The sequence below is a fragment of the Ciceribacter thiooxidans genome, from assembly GCF_014126615.1.
Lineage (GTDB): Bacteria > Pseudomonadota > Alphaproteobacteria > Rhizobiales > Rhizobiaceae > Allorhizobium > Allorhizobium thiooxidans.
The window spans coordinates 695,215-710,075 of the sequence record NZ_CP059897.1; the positions used below are offsets into that span (position 1 = coordinate 695,215).

Here is a 14,861-nt window from a genome sequence, read left to right on the forward strand (position 1 = left end):
TCTCACTCATGAAAAACGATGACTGGCGCGCACTTTCACGAAAAACAATAACGCCCAACGCGAATAAGTCCCGCGCCAATGACAAGAGCGACTTTGAAAGAGGATCCCGTCCCATGACGAGGTCCAAACTCTGCAGCATCCCGTGCATGACCGCGAGATGGCGGGCCAATGCGACCTTCGCCCTTTTTACTGCCGTGTCGCCTAGCAATATTCATTGCCTCTGCCATCAGCCAGCACCATTTCGCCACGCGCTTCGTCATCAACTGAGCTGCCTCGTAGACCAGCTTTCGCACTATCGCATTCCCGCGTAGAGAGACTTGGCTGAGCCGGCTCACTCCACCTGACTGTTTTCAGTACGAGTGTAAAACCCAACATTTCTCCGAACGATTGAGGATGGCGAGACCTGTTCAGAATATCGATCGTCGCGACGTCGGTGAACGAGACAACTGTTCCAATGCCAGGCACAGTCATCCGCCTCCTGTAAACCGAGTGCTGCTCCGCCTCGGCTAGAACCCGCTTGTGGAACTCGGCGTATCGCCTGCCTTCCTCTGGCGGAGCGTTTCGCCGAACTTGATACGATAGGCACGCGCAAGCGTCGACGGCGACGAAAAACCCGTCCGCGAGGCAATTTCGTAGAGGGAAAGGTTCGTCTCAAGCGCCAGGGCGCGGGCGTGAGCTAACCTGATCTGGCGATAGTACTCTCCAGCCGGTACCCCGAGATGGGTGTGGAACAGGCGATCCATCCCGCGCGTCGAGAGCGCGACGCGTTCGGCGATGTCCGGCAACCGCAGCGGCTGTTCCGCAGTCTCTCGCATGGAGATGATTGCGCGCTGCAAGGCGATAGGCAGCCGCTGATCGCTCAATCGACCGGAAAGGCCATGTGCCGTTGCCCTCTCATCAAGGCTCTCGACGCGCCCGAACATATTCGCAACGTCGAAACGCAGCGCTTCGTCGGCGTATGTTCCAATGAGATCGAGCGACCAGCTCAGAACGCTTTGCGCATCGCCGCATGTCACGATGTTTCCGTCGACGACGTAGGGCGCGTCGATGACCTGGAGCTCGGGGAAATTCTCGGCGAGTTCTTTTCTCTCCATCCAGTGAATGGTCGCCCGGCGCCCGCCGAGAAGACCCATCCGCGCGAGAAGCCATGCGCCCGTATCCAGGCCCCCAACCATCGGCAGACCCCGAGCCTTGCGCCTGACCGCGGCGGAGGAATCGTGGTTCAGGTGATTGCGAATTCCATATCCCGCCACGAGGATCAGCGCATCCGTCGCGCCCACACGGGCAAGGGGAAGATCTGCCCCGATCAGGGCGCGCGACGAACTGGCGATCGCGCCGCCGTCGAGCGAGCACAATTGCCACGAAAACAGCCGTCGACCTGACAGGTCTCGCGCTGCCCGCAGCGGTTCAATGGCGCTCGCCAACACCATGTTGGAGAAGCCTTCGAACAACAAAAACGTCAGGTGAAACGGCGATTTTGGCGACATATGCACAATCTAGCGCGTTCTATGCACATCGCGAGGGAAAAATTGCTGTCACACTCCCGTGGAATTTGACCGCCCCCCGGAGTTTTTCATGAATCGCGACGTCTTCATAACCTGCGCTGTCACCGGCTCTGGACAGAGCCACACCAAATCGCACTTCGTACCGATTACGCCCGCTCAGATCGCCGACGCCTGTATCGAGGCTGCCAAGGCGGGTGCAGCCATTGCGCATGTCCATGTCCGCGATCCCAAGACAGGTGCACCGGCACGCGACCCTGCCCTTTACCGTGAAGTCGTGGAGCGCGTGCGGGCCGCAGACACCGACGTCGTCCTGAACCTCACTGCAGGCATGGGCGGCGATATCGTTCTTGGCTCGGCGGAAGCGCCGCTGCCTCTCTCCCCCCAGTCCGATCTGGTCGGGGCCACCGAGCGACTTATCCATGTCGAGGAATTGCTCCCTGAAATCTGCACGCTCGATTGCGGCACGATGAATTTCGCGGAAGCAGACTACGTGATGACCAACACGCCCGGCACTTTGCGGGCTATGGCCAAGCGCATCCAGGCTGCCGGCGTGCGTCCGGAGATCGAGGTCTTCGATACCGGCCATCTCTGGCTCGCGAAGGCCCTCGTCGACGAGGGCCTGATCGACGATCCGGTGATGATCCAGCTCTGCATGGGCATTCCCTACGGCGCTCCGGCGGATTTGAACAGCCTGATGGCGATGGTCAACAACATCCCCCGCGGCTGGACCTATTCGATGTTCTCCATCGGGCGCATGCAACTGCCCTATGTCGCACAGGCCGCACTGGCCGGCGGCCACGTCCGTGTCGGGCTGGAGGACAATATCTGGCTGGAGAAGGGCGTGCTTGCGCGCAACGGCGATCTGGTCGAGCGCGCGGCAACCATCCTCACGACAATGGGTTGCCGCATCCTCGGGCCACAGGAGGTCCGCGAAAAACTTAGACTGCGCCGGCGGTAGTCGGCATCTCAACGACAACAATCATAAAGAGAGGAACAGTTGAAATGAGCACAGCACTATTCGATATGACGCGTCGCAGCCTTCTGGCGGGGGCTGCAGGTCTCGCTGCCGCCGGGCTGATCCTGCCGCGCGGAGCCAGAGCTGCGGAGCCGAAACGCGGGGGCACCTTGCGCATCGGCCATCTCGGTGGTGCAACGTCCGACACGCTCGACCCCGCCACCTTTGCAGCCGGTCCGGTCGTGACCGCGATGCTCGCGGTCTGCAACAATCTCGTCGAGATCGATGCCGAAGGCAAAGCGGTGCCGGAACTGGCTGAAAGCTTCGAACCCGATGCGCAAGCGCGCGTCTGGACCTTCAAGCTCCGTCAGACGGCGACATTCTCCGATGGCCGCAAGCTGACCGCAAAGGACGTCATCGCCTCGTTCAACCACCATCGCGGCAAGGACACGAAGTCGGGCGCGAAGGGCTCTCTCGAGCAATTGGCGGACATACGCGCCGATGGCGACCACGTGGTCATCTTCGAGCTGAAATCCGGCAACGCAGATTTTGCCTACCTGACATCCGACTACCATTTTGTCATCATGCCAGCCAATGACGACGGCACGCTGGACTGGCAGTCGAAACTCGGCACCGGCGGCTATGTGCTGGCGGATTTCGAACCGGGCGTTCGTATCACGCTGAAGCGCCGCGACGATTACTGGAAGTCGGATCGCGCCTGGTTCGACGAAGCCGTTCTGTCGACCATCAACGATGCTACGGCGCGCCAGAACGCTCTGATGACGGGCGAAGTTGATGTGATCAACTCACCGGATCTGGCGACCCTTCCGCTGCTCCTGCGTCGCCCCGGGATTCAGGCAACGGAGGTAACCGGCACCGCACATTACGCCATGCCAATGTTCTGCGACGTCGCCCCTTTCAACGACCCGAATGTCCGCCTTGCGCTCAAATACGCCATCGACCGCAAGGAAGTGCTCGAAAAGGTTCTGCATGGACATGGACAGATCGCGAATGACAGTCCCATTGCACCCGCCAACCGTTACTATGCCGCTGACCTTCCCCAACATGCATACGATCCCGACAAGGCGAAGCACTACCTCAAGAAGGCCGGTATGGAGGCGCTGAAGGTTGAGATTGCCGCCTCGGACGCAGCTTCCGTCGGATCGCTCGCCATGGTGCAATTGTTCCAGCAGTCGGCGAAGGCGGCCGGGATCGACCTCGGCATCAAGCGCGAGCCCGATGACGGCTACTGGTCGAATGTCTGGCTCAAGAAACCCTTCTGCGTCAGTTACTGGAACGGGCGCCCCACCGAGGACGATATGTTCAGCCTTGTCTACGCCAAGGCTGTCGACTGGAATGAAAGCCACTGGGACAACGAGCGATTCAATTCGCTTCTGGTCAAGGCCCGCACGACACTCGATGAACAACTGCGCTCGGAAATGTACCATGAGATGCAGGGGCTGGTTAGCGAGGACGGCGGGACGATCATCCCGATCTTCGTCAATTATATCGACGTCTCCAACGACAAGGTTGCCCATGGCCCCGTCGCCAACAACCGCTTCTTCGATGGCTGGAAGATCGTGGAACGGTGGTGGCAGGCATGAAGATCGCAGCAATTGGCGGCGGCGTCATAGGCGGCGGCTGGATCGCACGCTTCATCCTTGCTGGTCATGACGTCGCGGTCTTCGACCCCCATCCCGAGGCCAGACGCATCGTTTCAGAGGTGATGGCCAATGCAGGCGACGCCTGGCAACGGCTCTACCAGGCGCCGCTACCATCGCCCGGCACGATAAGCTGGGCGGCGTCGATCGCCGAGGCGGTTTCCGGTGCGGACTACATCCAGGAAAGCGTCCCCGAACGACTGGATCTCAAGCATCGGATCATTGTCGAGATCGAAGCTGCGGCATCGCCGCAGGCGATCCTCGCCTCGTCCACGTCAGGGTTCAAGCCGTCCGAATTGCGCGAGGGAGCCACACACCCCGAGCGCATCCTTGTCGCGCATCCCTTCAATCCCGTCTATCTTCTGCCGGTGGTGGAAGTGGTCGGCGGCGGCGACGCTGCACAAAGGGCGTCGGCACTCCTGGAATCCGTCGGCATGAAGCCGGTCCAGATCGCCCGGGAAATCGATGCCCATATCGGCGACCGACTGCTGGAGGCCGTCTGGCGCGAAGCTCTGTGGCTGATCAAGGACGGCATCGCCACAACCCAGGAGATCGATGACATCATCCGCTACGGTTTCGGCCTGCGCTGGGCCCAGATGGGCCTCTTCGAGACCTATCGCATCGCCGGCGGTGAGGCCGGCATGCGCCATTTCCTCAGCCAGTTCGGCCCGGCGCTCAAGTGGCCCTGGACCAAGCTCATGGATGTGCCGGACCTTGATGATGAACTCGTCGACCGCATCGCGGCACAATCCGACCTGCAATCGGGTGCCCATTCCGTCCGCGAGCTGGAGCGTATCCGCGATACCAACCTGATCGGCATCTTCCACGCGCTGAAGGCCAATGACTGGGGCGTCGGAAAGACCGTCAGCACTATGGAAAACCGCTTCTACGCGCGGGAGGGCAAGAAAGTTACGGGCTACCCACTCCGCCTGCACGAAGCACACGTGACCGGCGGCTGGCTGGACTACAACGGACACATGACCGAGTTCCGCTATCTTCAGGTCCTGGGCGACGCCACCGATGCATTCCTCATCCATATGGGGCTCGACGCGGAATATCGTGCCGGCGGTCATTCCGCCTACACGGTCGAAACGCATATCCGCCATCTGGCGGAAGTGAGGGGAGGAACGCGGCTGATCGTGGAAACGCGACTTCTCGGTTATGACGAGAAGCGGCTGCGCCTCCACCATGCGATCCTGGACGACCGTGGAGAGACAGTCGCGACGGGAGAGCATATGCTTCTCCATGTCGACACCGGGGCAAACCGCACCGTGGCAATGCCGGCAGCGCTGATGCGCGCGCTAGAAGCGATCATCGCACAGGATCGCGCGCCCCATCCCGATCACGCGGGCATCGGCATACGCGCCGTGAGGCTGAAGGAGGCATCGGCATGAAAAGCGGGGGAAGGCGGCCCATTCTGCGCATGATGGCCGTGCGCCTGGGTCTCGGCCTGTTCACTCTGCTCGTCATCTCCGTCCTGATCTTTCTTGCCGTCAGCCTGCTGCCCGGCGACATCGCCCAGCAGGTCCTGGGGCAATCGGCAACGCCGGAAACGATTGCCGCGTTCCGGCGCGAGCTTGGCCTCGACCAACCCTTGGCGCTTCGTTACCTGGCCTGGATCGGCGGTGTTTTCACCGGCGATTTCGGCCGCTCGCTCGCAAACGGTCGGCCAGTATCGGAGCTGCTTGCTGCGCGTCTTGGCAACACGCTGTTTCTGGCCGCCTACGCGGCGGCCATCGCAATACCGCTGGCCGTCGTCCTCGGCCTTCTGACGGCGCTATGGCGTGGAAGCTGGTTCGACAGACTGGCCAACACGCTTACTCTGTCGGCGATCTCGTTTCCTGAGTTCTTCATCGCCTATATTCTGATGTTCTGGCTTTCGGTCTATATGGGATGGCTCCCGTCGATTGCCGATCCCGGTGCTGCGCCCGACCTCGTCGATATGCTGCGCCGCGCCCTGCTGCCGGCCCTGACACTGGTCCTCGTCGTCACTGCGCACATGATGCGCATGACGCGGGCGGCGGTGCTGAACGTGCTGGCGGAACCGTACATCACGATGGCACGTCTCAAGGGTGCCTCGCGCTGGCGCACCATCACCAGGCATGCATTGCCCAATGCCCTTGCCCCGATCTCCAATGTCATTGCGATCAACATTGCCTGGCTGATTACCGGCGTCGTCATCGTCGAGGTCGTCTTCGTCTATCCCGGCCTGGGGCAATTGATGGTCGACAGTGTCACCAATCGCGACATGCCTGTGGTGCAGGCCTGCGCCCTCATCTTTGCCTGCGTCTATATCCTTCTCAATCTCTTGGCCGATGTGCTGGCAATCGCCACCAATCCGCGCCTGCTGCATCCGAGGTAACGTCATGGCAAACCTCACGCGGACCATCAGAACCATGCCCGCAGGCGCCTTCATCGGCCTCATCATCGTGATCGGCTACATTCTCGTCGCCGCCTTTGCGTCGTTAATCGCGCCGCACGGCGAGGCCGAGATCGTCGGCGCGCAATTCGAGCCCTGGAGCGCAGTCTATCCGCTCGGCACCGACGCGCTCGGCCGTGACATGTTCTCGCGTCTCGTCTGGGGCGCGCGCAACACTGTAGGGATCGCCATGGTCACAACGGTCCTCGCCTTTTCGCTCGGTGCCGTGACCGGGCTTCTTGCCGCTGCCCTCGGCGGGTGGTTCGATCTCGCCCTGTCGCGTCTTATCGATGTGATGATGGCCGTTCCACCGCTGATCCTCACCTTGCTGGCCCTGTCGGCGGTCGGTCCGGGGATCGTCAACCTGATCCTGATCGTCGCAATCCTCGATGCCACGCGCGTCTTTCGCCTGGCCCGCGCGACGGCCGCGAACGTCATGGTGATGGACTATGTCGAGGCGGCGAAGCTGCGCGGTGATGGCACGGCCTGGATCATCTTGCGGGAGGTTCTTCCCAACATCACCGCGCCACTGGTCGCCGAATTCGGCTTGCGCTTCTGTTTCGTCTTCCTGACGATTTCGGCGCTCGCTTTCCTGGGCCTTGGCCTGCCGCCGCCGATGGCTGACTGGGGTGCCATGGTGCGGGACAATGCCGCGCTCATCACTTTCGGCGACATTACGCCCCTCCTGCCTGCCGCCTGCATCGCAATCTTGACCGTCGCGATCAATTTCGTCGTGGACTGGATGTTGCACCGTGCCTCAGGGCTGAAGGACTGACGCCATGTTATTGAAGATCGAGAACCTGAAGGTCGAGGCGAAGGGGGAGACCGGGTGGTCTCCGATCCTGCATGGCGTCGACCTCGCCATCGGACGTGGTGAAGTCGTCGGGCTCGTCGGCGAATCCGGTGCGGGCAAATCCACCCTCGGGCTTGCCGCGATGGGTTTCGTGCAGGCAGGCCTTCGCTTCTCCGGCGGCTGCGTCCTCTTCGAGGGTGTGGATCTTCTACGCCTGTCGGAGAGGGAAAGATCGGCCTATCGCGGACGGCGCGTCGCCTATGTCGCCCAATCGGCAGCCGCCAGCTTCAACCCGGCCTGGCGGCTCCTCGATCAATTTTGTGAGGGCCCGGCGATCCACGGCACGGCCAGCCGGTCAGATGCAGAAATTTTCGCCCGCCAGCTCTATGCCAGCATGCTGTTGCCCGATCCTGCAAATTTCGGCCTTCGATTTCCGCACCAGGTCTCGGGTGGTCAGCTGCAGCGTGCAATGGTCGCGATGGCCATGGCCTGCAAGCCCGATCTGATCGTTTTCGACGAACCGACCACGGCCCTCGACGTTACGACCCAGATCGGCGTTCTGACCGCCATCCGGGAGGTCGTGGAGACGTCCGGCACTGCGGCAATCTACATCACGCACGATCTGGCTGTCGTCGCTCAGATGGCCGACCGCATCAAGGTCATGCGCCATGGGCGAGAGGTGGAGGAGGCTCCGACCCGGCAGATCATGGAGACGCCGAGGGAGGACTATACCCGCTCGCTTTGGGCGGTGCGCGAATTCAGGCGCCCCGAACGTCGCCTTAAGAAAACCGAAGCGCCGGTAATCAGCATCAGCAACGTGACGGCGGGCTATGGCCGGCTCGACGTTCTGCGCGACGTTGATTTTGAAATTCCCCGCGGTGCAACGGTGGCGGTCGTCGGGGAGTCCGGTTCCGGAAAATCGACCGCGGCCCGTGTCGTGACCGGCCTGCTGCCGCCGCGTACCGGCGCGATATCGCTGAATGGGGAGGTGCTACCGCCGAGCCTCACCCAGCGGTCGCGTGAGCAATTGCGCAAGATCCAGATGATCTATCAGATGGCCGATACGGCCTTGAACCCGCGCCAGACCATTCGCCAGATTCTGTCCCGCCCGCTGCAATTCTACCTCGGGCTCAAGGGAGAGGCACGTGAACGACGCCTGTTCGAATTGATGGAGCAGATCGAACTTCAACCAAGTTTGTTTCTCGATCGGCGACCTGGCGAATTGTCGGGCGGACAGAAACAGCGCATCGGAATCGCCCGGGCATTGGCGGCCAACCCCGAAATCATCATTTGTGACGAAGTGACGAGCGCGCTCGACCAGCTCGTGGCCGAGGGGATTTTGCGCCTGCTTAGCGGCCTTCAGGATGAAACCGGCGTCTCATACATGTTCATCACGCACGACATCGATACTGTGCGCGCCATTGCCGACGAGGTGGTGGTGATGAAGGGCGGGACCGTGCAGGACAAGGGGAGCAAGAGGGAGGTCATGGATCCGCCGCGTCACGATTACACCCGTCAATTGCTCGCCTCAGTCCCGCAGATGGACCCGGATTGGTTGAAGCTCCACATCGAGGGGATGCATCGTGATCGATGATGCCGAGGTCCTGGCCTTCATCGCGAGGACAGAAGCCAGCTATCCGCCGGACGCGAACACTGCGAGCGCGGCTGAAAACCGCGCCTACTACGATGCCATGTGCGCGCGCTTCCGTGCACCCCGCCCGGACGGCATGATTGTTACGGACCGCCTGGTCGGGGACGTGCCGTGCAGGTTTTATGGCTCCGAGACGCGCGTCTCAGTTCTTTATCTGCATGGCGGCGGCTTTGTCGTCGGCGGGCTCGACAGCCACGACGATGTCTGCGCGGAAATCGCCGATGCAGTCGGCTTGCAGGTCGTCTCCGTCGACTACCGCCTTGCGCCTGAACATCTCTGGCCCGCCCAGATCCTTGACGTGGAAGCGGTCTGGCGGGCGCTCGACCGGCCCGCCGTCGTGGTCGGCGACAGCGCCGGCGGCATGCTGGCCGCAGCACTTTGTCTTTCGCAGAAGGACAAGCGGCAACCGCTTGGCCAGGTGCTGATCTATCCGGGGCTTGGCGGCGGGGGTAACGCGCTGTCGTATCAGGAGAACGCCGAAGCGCCATTGCTGCGCACAAGCGACGTGCTTGCCTACCAAAGACTTCTCTACGGCGGCGCGCTGGTGACCGATCCGCTCGCGCGGCCTCTTTCGGCCCCCGATCTGTCCGGGCTCGCCCCTGCCTTCATCGTAACGGCGGACGTCGATCCTCTGCGCGATGACGGCAAGGCCTATGCCGAACGGCTTTCCGCGGCTCGGGTGTCGGCGAGCTGGCGCAACGAACCCCAACTGCCGCACGGCTATCTGCGTGCGCGGACCACGAGTGACCGGGCCCGTCGCAGTTTTCACGCCATCATCGCGGCAATCAGCGGGTTTGCTGTGTCCGGGGAGACACGAAACGTCACCCTGTAGCAATGTCGAACCTGTCGTTTACGGGTTCGCCTTCGGCAGTACCGCCGGTGCAGTTTCTGTTTGTGACGGTGCTGGTGGGCTTGTGGCGCCGGTTTCGCTGGTTGCGCTCCCCTCCGGCGCGGTTGCAGGATTTGCCGGGGTGGCTGTCGTGGCGGCCCGCTGCCCATCGGAGCCGACGGGGCCTGCCGTCACCTTGCCGTCCGCGCTGGCCACACGCCAGACGGTGTTTCCCGCATCGTCGGCGATGAGAAGGGCACCCGTGCCGTCGATCGCCAGCCCGACCGGCCTGCCACGCGCTTCGTCGCCGTGAACGAAGCCGATGACGACATCCTGTTTCTTGCCGGAGGGTTTGCCGTTCTCGAACGGAACGTAGACCACCTTGTAGCCGGCGAAGGCATTGCGGTTCCAACTCCCGTGCTCGCCGATGAGAGCCCCGTTGGCGAATGGCTCCGGTAGGGCAGAAGCATTGGAAAAGACCATCCCCAGGGGGGCGACATGGCTGGAAAGCGCATAGTCTGGGGGGATCGCCTTCTCGACCATGTCGGCGCGCACGGGATGAACCCGCTCGTCGACATGTGCGCCGTAATAGCTCCACGGCCAGCCATAGAAGGCGCCGTCCTTCACCGACGTCATGTAGTCGGGGACGAGGTTCGGACCCAGTTCGTCACGCTCGTTGACGACCGCCCAGAGTGCCCCGGTTTCCGGATGGAAGTTGAGGCCGTTCGGGTTGCGCAGGCCGGAGGCGAACACCCGGGCGGCACCCGTCGCCAAATCCACCTTCCAGATTGCAGCACGGCCCTTTTCGGCCTCCATTCCGCGCTCGCCGACGTTCGAATTCGAGCCGACGGAGGCGTAAAGGGATTGCCCGTCCGGGCTGAGGGCGAGGTCCTTCGTCCAATGGTGATCGATCGGCCCATCCGGAAGGGGTGTCAACACCCGCGGTGCGGCGGTGATTTCCGTCTGTCCGAGCTGATAGGGATAGGCGAGGATTGCGTCGGTCGCGGCCACATAGAGCGTTCCGTCGTGCCATGCGACACCGAAGGGAGAGTTGAGGCCGGTCAGGAGATCGTACCGTTCGTCGACCGTCCCGTCGCGATTGGTGTCGCGAAGCAGCGTAACGAGATTGCTTTCCTTGTTCGGACCGACACCGCCGCCATGGGCAATCGACATGATCCAGCCGCGGATCAGGTCCTTGGGCCGCTCGAGCGGCTTGCCGGAGGGCTGGCGGGACTGGATCACGAGCACGTCACCGTTCGGCAGGGTGTGTACGCTGCGCGGGTTGGCGAGGTCCTTCGCATAGGGCGTGATGACCAGCCCCTCCGGTACGACCGGCGTTTCGTCCTTCTTCCAGCCGACGACCTTGGCGACCTTCATGTCCGGCATGAGCCCGGGGGCGGGCTCCGGCAACACCGGATCCGGGCCGATCTGCTGGGACACATCGAAGTCCGAAGCATCCTCTCCACACCCGGTGAGCAGGAGAAGAATGAGCGCGGTTCCGGCGAGCGCCCCTCCGCGGGTATAGGCGGGACTAGTCATAGTCTTCCACTCCGACATAGGTTCGATAGAGTCTAATGCGGCCCAGGATCGCGAGCAGAAACATCAGGATGACTGTTGCCGCCGAGAGGACCAGCCCATAGGGCACGACGGCCGGCCACCCATCGGCGGCGTGGACCAGGTTGTTGGCAAATGCGAGCGCGAGAACGAGCAGGTAACCGACGATGTGCAGCCAGATTATCCCTGGTGCGTGTCCGTGCGGTCGCACGAAAAACTCCACCGCGCCGACCACGCCGGCTATCACCCCCATCGTGATTCCGGCAAAGAGCAGCCAATCGGAGAAGTTCTGCCACATGAGGTGCGCTGTCTGCCAATAGGTGATGTCGGTCAGTAGCGCGAGCGTAAAGCAGACGAGCGGAAACGGCACCAGCAGGCTATGAACCGGCATCGTCGCCATCATCGCGCGGGGGGATCCGGGAATAGGGGTCATCAAAGCCTCCTCGTACTGTCGGTCAAATACGCATAATGAAGCCGGCTCTGCACGCCGAAGCAGCGACCACGGGCGGTTGCTTGCGGTCGCCCGCCCCAACCTGGCATTGATCACGAAACCGGGGTGAGTGGCATTTGTTCCGTGCCGGGAATGCGTAACGCCGCATGGTGCCTCGCGTCGATCTCTCTGCGGCCCGCGGGAACCAACCTCGAGCGCGACAGTTCTCCGTTCACGACGAAGCTCGGCAGTTGACGGCGTGGCCGCAAAGTCGCCGGAGCGTGCTGCCGTCGGAAAGACAGAATTCCGGCAGCTTGCGACCGCAAACGGAACCGGATCGCTTGCCGCGGTCCGGAGGACAGGGGAGACAGATGGGCCCGTTTATGACCCACATGATCGTTCACATCCTGTTGATGAACTTCGTCGCCCCGCTGGCCGCTTTCGCGGTGTCTCGCCGGGATCGCAGCTGGCGCGTCGGCAATGGAGGATCGCTCGGGGCGGCGACGTTCCTGCAGCTCGCGGCTCTCTGGATATGGCATGCGCCGGCCGTCCTCGATCTGGCAATGGTATCGCCCGCGCTCCACCTCCTGATGTATGGCAGCCTGTTTGCGACAGCATTGCTGTTCTGGACGGCCGTGCTGGACTGCCGGGGCGCGCGGGCCTGGCAGCCGATCGTCGCACTCCTCGTAACGAGCAAGATCTACTGCCTGCTCGCCGTTCTCCTGGTGTTCGCGCCACGCGCGCTCTACCCCGGGATCATGGCGTCTCACGTCACCCACGGAACCCCGACGATGGACGCTGCGCTCGCCGACCAGCAGCTCGCCGGCCTCGTCATGCTGGCCGCGTGCCCGATAACCTATATCGTTGCCGGCCTGGTGATTGCAGCCCACTGGCTGCGCGCAATGGGGGAGAGTGGGGCAGGGGCTGTGCCGAAGCTTGGCACAGAAGGGTGGACGTGAGAGACCTGCCGCCCGCACGCACGGTCAGGATCGTCGGCGCCATGCTTGCCCTGCTTGTGGCTTTGGGTGCCATATTCGTCTGGTCCGGTATCTACAACGTCGCCGCTTCGAGTGATCATTTGCGGATCACAACCTGGCTTCTGGCGCAGGTCCGCGAACGCTCGATCGATACCCGGACGATCGCGACCGATGTCCCGCCACTCGACGACGAAGGCATGGTCAGGCTCGGGGCATCCCATTTCGAGACAGCGTGCGTGTCCTGCCATGGCCGTCCCGGGCAGAAAACAAATCCTGTCATGCAGGGCATGCTTCCACCGCCGCCGGACCTTGCCGAGGTCGGCAAGCGCCGTCCACCGGAGGAAATCTTCTGGATCGTCAAACACGGGCTCAAATACACCGGCATGCCGGCCTGGCCAGACCTTCGGCGGGAAGATGAGGTCTGGGGGGTGACCGCATTCCTGGTGGATCTTCCCACTCGAACTGCAGACTATCCGGACATGGCCGGTCTCTCGCGTGGTCGCGACGACTCCGGCGACGCCGGCCAGATCGGCAGTACCGCGAAGGAATGCGGGCGATGCCATGAAACCGGTGGGAGCGATACCAACGGCGACCGGATTCCCCGGCTTTCCGGCCTGTCGGAAGCCTACATCCTCCGCAGCCTCCAGGACTATGCGCGCGGCAGCCGCCCAAGCGGTGTGATGCAGCCGATCGCAGACCGCCTGGACGAGCGCGCCATGCGTGACCTGGCGGCCCGGTACTCGGCACTTGGATCGCCGCCCGAGCGTCAGGCCGCGACGGCGGCAGCGCCCGGGCGCGTCGGCCGCGGTGAGGCAATCGCAACACTCGGTGTGCCGGAGAGCGGCGTGCCCGCCTGCCTCAGCTGCCATTCCGGGCGACAGTCGCCGCAATTCCCCGTACTTGCGGGTCAGCACACAGACTATATCAGAGACCAGCTGAAGCTCTGGCAACGCGGGGGCGGGTTGGCACCCCCTACGGGCGGATCATGGCGGCCGTTGCAACAAACCTCGACGCAGATCAAATCGATGCCGCCGCCGCCTATCTTTCCTCGCTGCCGCCGGGCACCATTGTGAGCCCACCGGTCGTGGAGGCCGAGCGATGAAGGCGTCTTCCTGCCTTGCCGGTTTGCTCGCCGCCGCGTTCCTCCTGCAGGGATGCGCCGGCGTGCAATCGGCGCTCGACCCGTCGGGAGACGAGGCTGAGCGCATCGGTTTCCTTACCTGGCTGCTGATCGTTTTCTCCACGGTCGTCTTCGTTGCTGTCCTGCTGACGGCGACGGTCGCGATCTTCGGACGCGAGCGGTGGCGTGCGCGCCTTGCCGGAGAGAAGCTCGTTGTCGGCGCCGGGATCATATTCCCGATCACCGCACTGACCTTGCTGCTCGGCTATGGCTTCTATCTGATGTCCCTCGGTTCTCCGACCGCGCGCCAGCACGGCCTGCGGATCGAGGTCGTCGGGGAACAATGGTGGTGGCGGGTCACCTATGTCGACGAGACCGGCCGTCGCACCGAGAGCGCGAACGAGATTCGTTTGCCGGTCGGCCGCCCGGTCGAGGTCGAACTCACATCTGCAGATGTGATCCATAGTTTCTGGGTGCCGCGGCTCGCCGGCAAACTCGACATGATTCCGGGCCGGACGAACGTCCTGACACTTTACCCGACGAAACCCGGGGTTAGTCGCGGCCAGTGTGCCGAATATTGCGGCGGCCCGCATGCATTGATGTCGTTCTATGTCATCGCCATGCCCGAGGACGAGTTCGCAATCTGGCTGAAACGGGAAGCCGGTGATGCTGCGCCGACCGATCAGGACCATGCAACCGGGCGGGCGCTCTTCCTTTCAACCGGCTGTGCCGCATGTCACGCCATCCGCGGCACGAATGCGCGCGGAACTATCGGACCCGACCTGACGCATGTCGGTGCTCGCCGCTCGCTCGCCGCTGCAACCCTCGAAAACGATGTTCCTGCCTTCGTTCGCTGGATTCGCGACGGCCAGCACCTGAAGCCGGAAAACCGGATGCCACCTTACGAGATCTTCACCGACGACGAACTCCGGCAGCTTGCCACTTACCTGGATGAATTGAGGTGACG

General features: G+C 62.8%; 13 protein-coding genes. 10 read left to right on the forward strand and 3 right to left on the reverse strand.

What is annotated here, in order from left to right:
• Positions 1 to 506: 506 nt before the first annotated feature.
• Entirely contained in the window at positions 507 to 1,487 is a 981-nt protein-coding gene (locus H4I97_RS21205; RefSeq protein WP_182307721.1) for a GlxA family transcriptional regulator, read from the reverse strand.
• An 88-nt stretch (positions 1,488 to 1,575) separates the two neighbouring features.
• Between H4I97_RS21205 and H4I97_RS21210 the strand changes: the two genes are divergently transcribed.
• From H4I97_RS21210 to H4I97_RS21240, 7 genes are read left to right on the forward strand one after another with little or no spacing between them, the layout of a single operon-like run.
• Complete coding sequence (locus H4I97_RS21210) at positions 1,576 to 2,463, forward strand: beta-keto acid cleavage family enzyme (RefSeq protein WP_182307722.1); 888 nt, start codon at positions 1,576 to 1,578, stop codon at positions 2,461 to 2,463.
• Positions 2,464 to 2,507: 44 nt separating this feature from the next.
• Positions 2,508 to 4,064, forward strand: coding sequence for an ABC transporter substrate-binding protein (locus H4I97_RS21215; RefSeq protein ID WP_182307723.1), 1,557 nt, complete (start codon positions 2,508 to 2,510; stop codon positions 4,062 to 4,064).
• Complete coding sequence (locus H4I97_RS21220; protein WP_182307724.1) at positions 4,061 to 5,515, forward strand: carnitine 3-dehydrogenase; 1,455 nt, start codon at positions 4,061 to 4,063, stop codon at positions 5,513 to 5,515. Before H4I97_RS21215 ends, H4I97_RS21220 begins: the two co-directional genes overlap by 4 nt.
• Positions 5,512 to 6,483 (forward strand): ABC transporter permease, encoded by a 972-nt coding sequence (locus H4I97_RS21225; protein ID WP_182307725.1) that lies wholly within the window; start codon positions 5,512 to 5,514, stop codon positions 6,481 to 6,483. Before H4I97_RS21220 ends, H4I97_RS21225 begins: the two co-directional genes overlap by 4 nt.
• Before the next feature lie 4 nt (positions 6,484 to 6,487).
• Entirely contained in the window at positions 6,488 to 7,315 is an 828-nt protein-coding gene (locus tag H4I97_RS21230) for an ABC transporter permease (protein WP_182307726.1), read from the forward strand.
• A 4-nt stretch (positions 7,316 to 7,319) separates the two neighbouring features.
• Positions 7,320 to 8,927, forward strand: a complete 1,608-nt coding sequence (locus H4I97_RS21235) for an ABC transporter ATP-binding protein (protein ID WP_182307727.1) — start codon at positions 7,320 to 7,322, stop codon at positions 8,925 to 8,927.
• Positions 8,917 to 9,816 carry an alpha/beta hydrolase gene (locus H4I97_RS21240; protein ID WP_182307728.1) on the forward strand — a complete coding sequence of 300 codons (900 nt, stop codon included), beginning with the start codon at positions 8,917 to 8,919 and terminating at the stop codon, positions 9,814 to 9,816. The genes H4I97_RS21235 and H4I97_RS21240 overlap by 11 nt, the downstream gene beginning before the upstream one ends.
• A gap of 18 nt (positions 9,817 to 9,834) precedes the next feature.
• Here the strand turns inward: H4I97_RS21240 and H4I97_RS21245 are convergent, their stop codons facing one another.
• On the reverse strand, positions 9,835 to 11,352 hold the full coding sequence (locus H4I97_RS21245; protein WP_182307729.1) for a PQQ-dependent sugar dehydrogenase: 1,518 nt from the start codon (positions 11,350 to 11,352) through the stop codon (positions 9,835 to 9,837).
• Positions 11,345 to 11,800, reverse strand: a complete 456-nt coding sequence (locus H4I97_RS21250) for a DUF2231 domain-containing protein (RefSeq protein WP_244658813.1) — start codon at positions 11,798 to 11,800, stop codon at positions 11,345 to 11,347. Before H4I97_RS21250 ends, H4I97_RS21245 begins: the two co-directional genes overlap by 8 nt.
• A gap of 368 nt (positions 11,801 to 12,168) precedes the next feature.
• On the opposite strand from H4I97_RS21250, the gene H4I97_RS21255 reads away from it, so the two are divergent.
• From H4I97_RS21255 to H4I97_RS21265, 3 genes are read left to right on the forward strand one after another with little or no spacing between them, the layout of a single operon-like run.
• Entirely contained in the window at positions 12,169 to 12,756 is a 588-nt protein-coding gene (locus H4I97_RS21255) for a cytochrome c oxidase assembly protein (RefSeq protein ID WP_182307730.1), read from the forward strand.
• Positions 12,753 to 13,847 (forward strand): c-type cytochrome, encoded by a 1,095-nt coding sequence (locus tag H4I97_RS21260; RefSeq protein ID WP_244658814.1) that lies wholly within the window; start codon positions 12,753 to 12,755, stop codon positions 13,845 to 13,847. The genes H4I97_RS21255 and H4I97_RS21260 overlap by 4 nt, the downstream gene beginning before the upstream one ends.
• A gap of 25 nt (positions 13,848 to 13,872) precedes the next feature.
• Positions 13,873 to 14,859 carry a cytochrome c oxidase subunit II gene (locus H4I97_RS21265; protein WP_182307731.1) on the forward strand — a complete coding sequence of 329 codons (987 nt, stop codon included), beginning with the start codon at positions 13,873 to 13,875 and terminating at the stop codon, positions 14,857 to 14,859.
• The last annotated feature ends 2 nt before the right edge of the window (positions 14,860 to 14,861 follow it).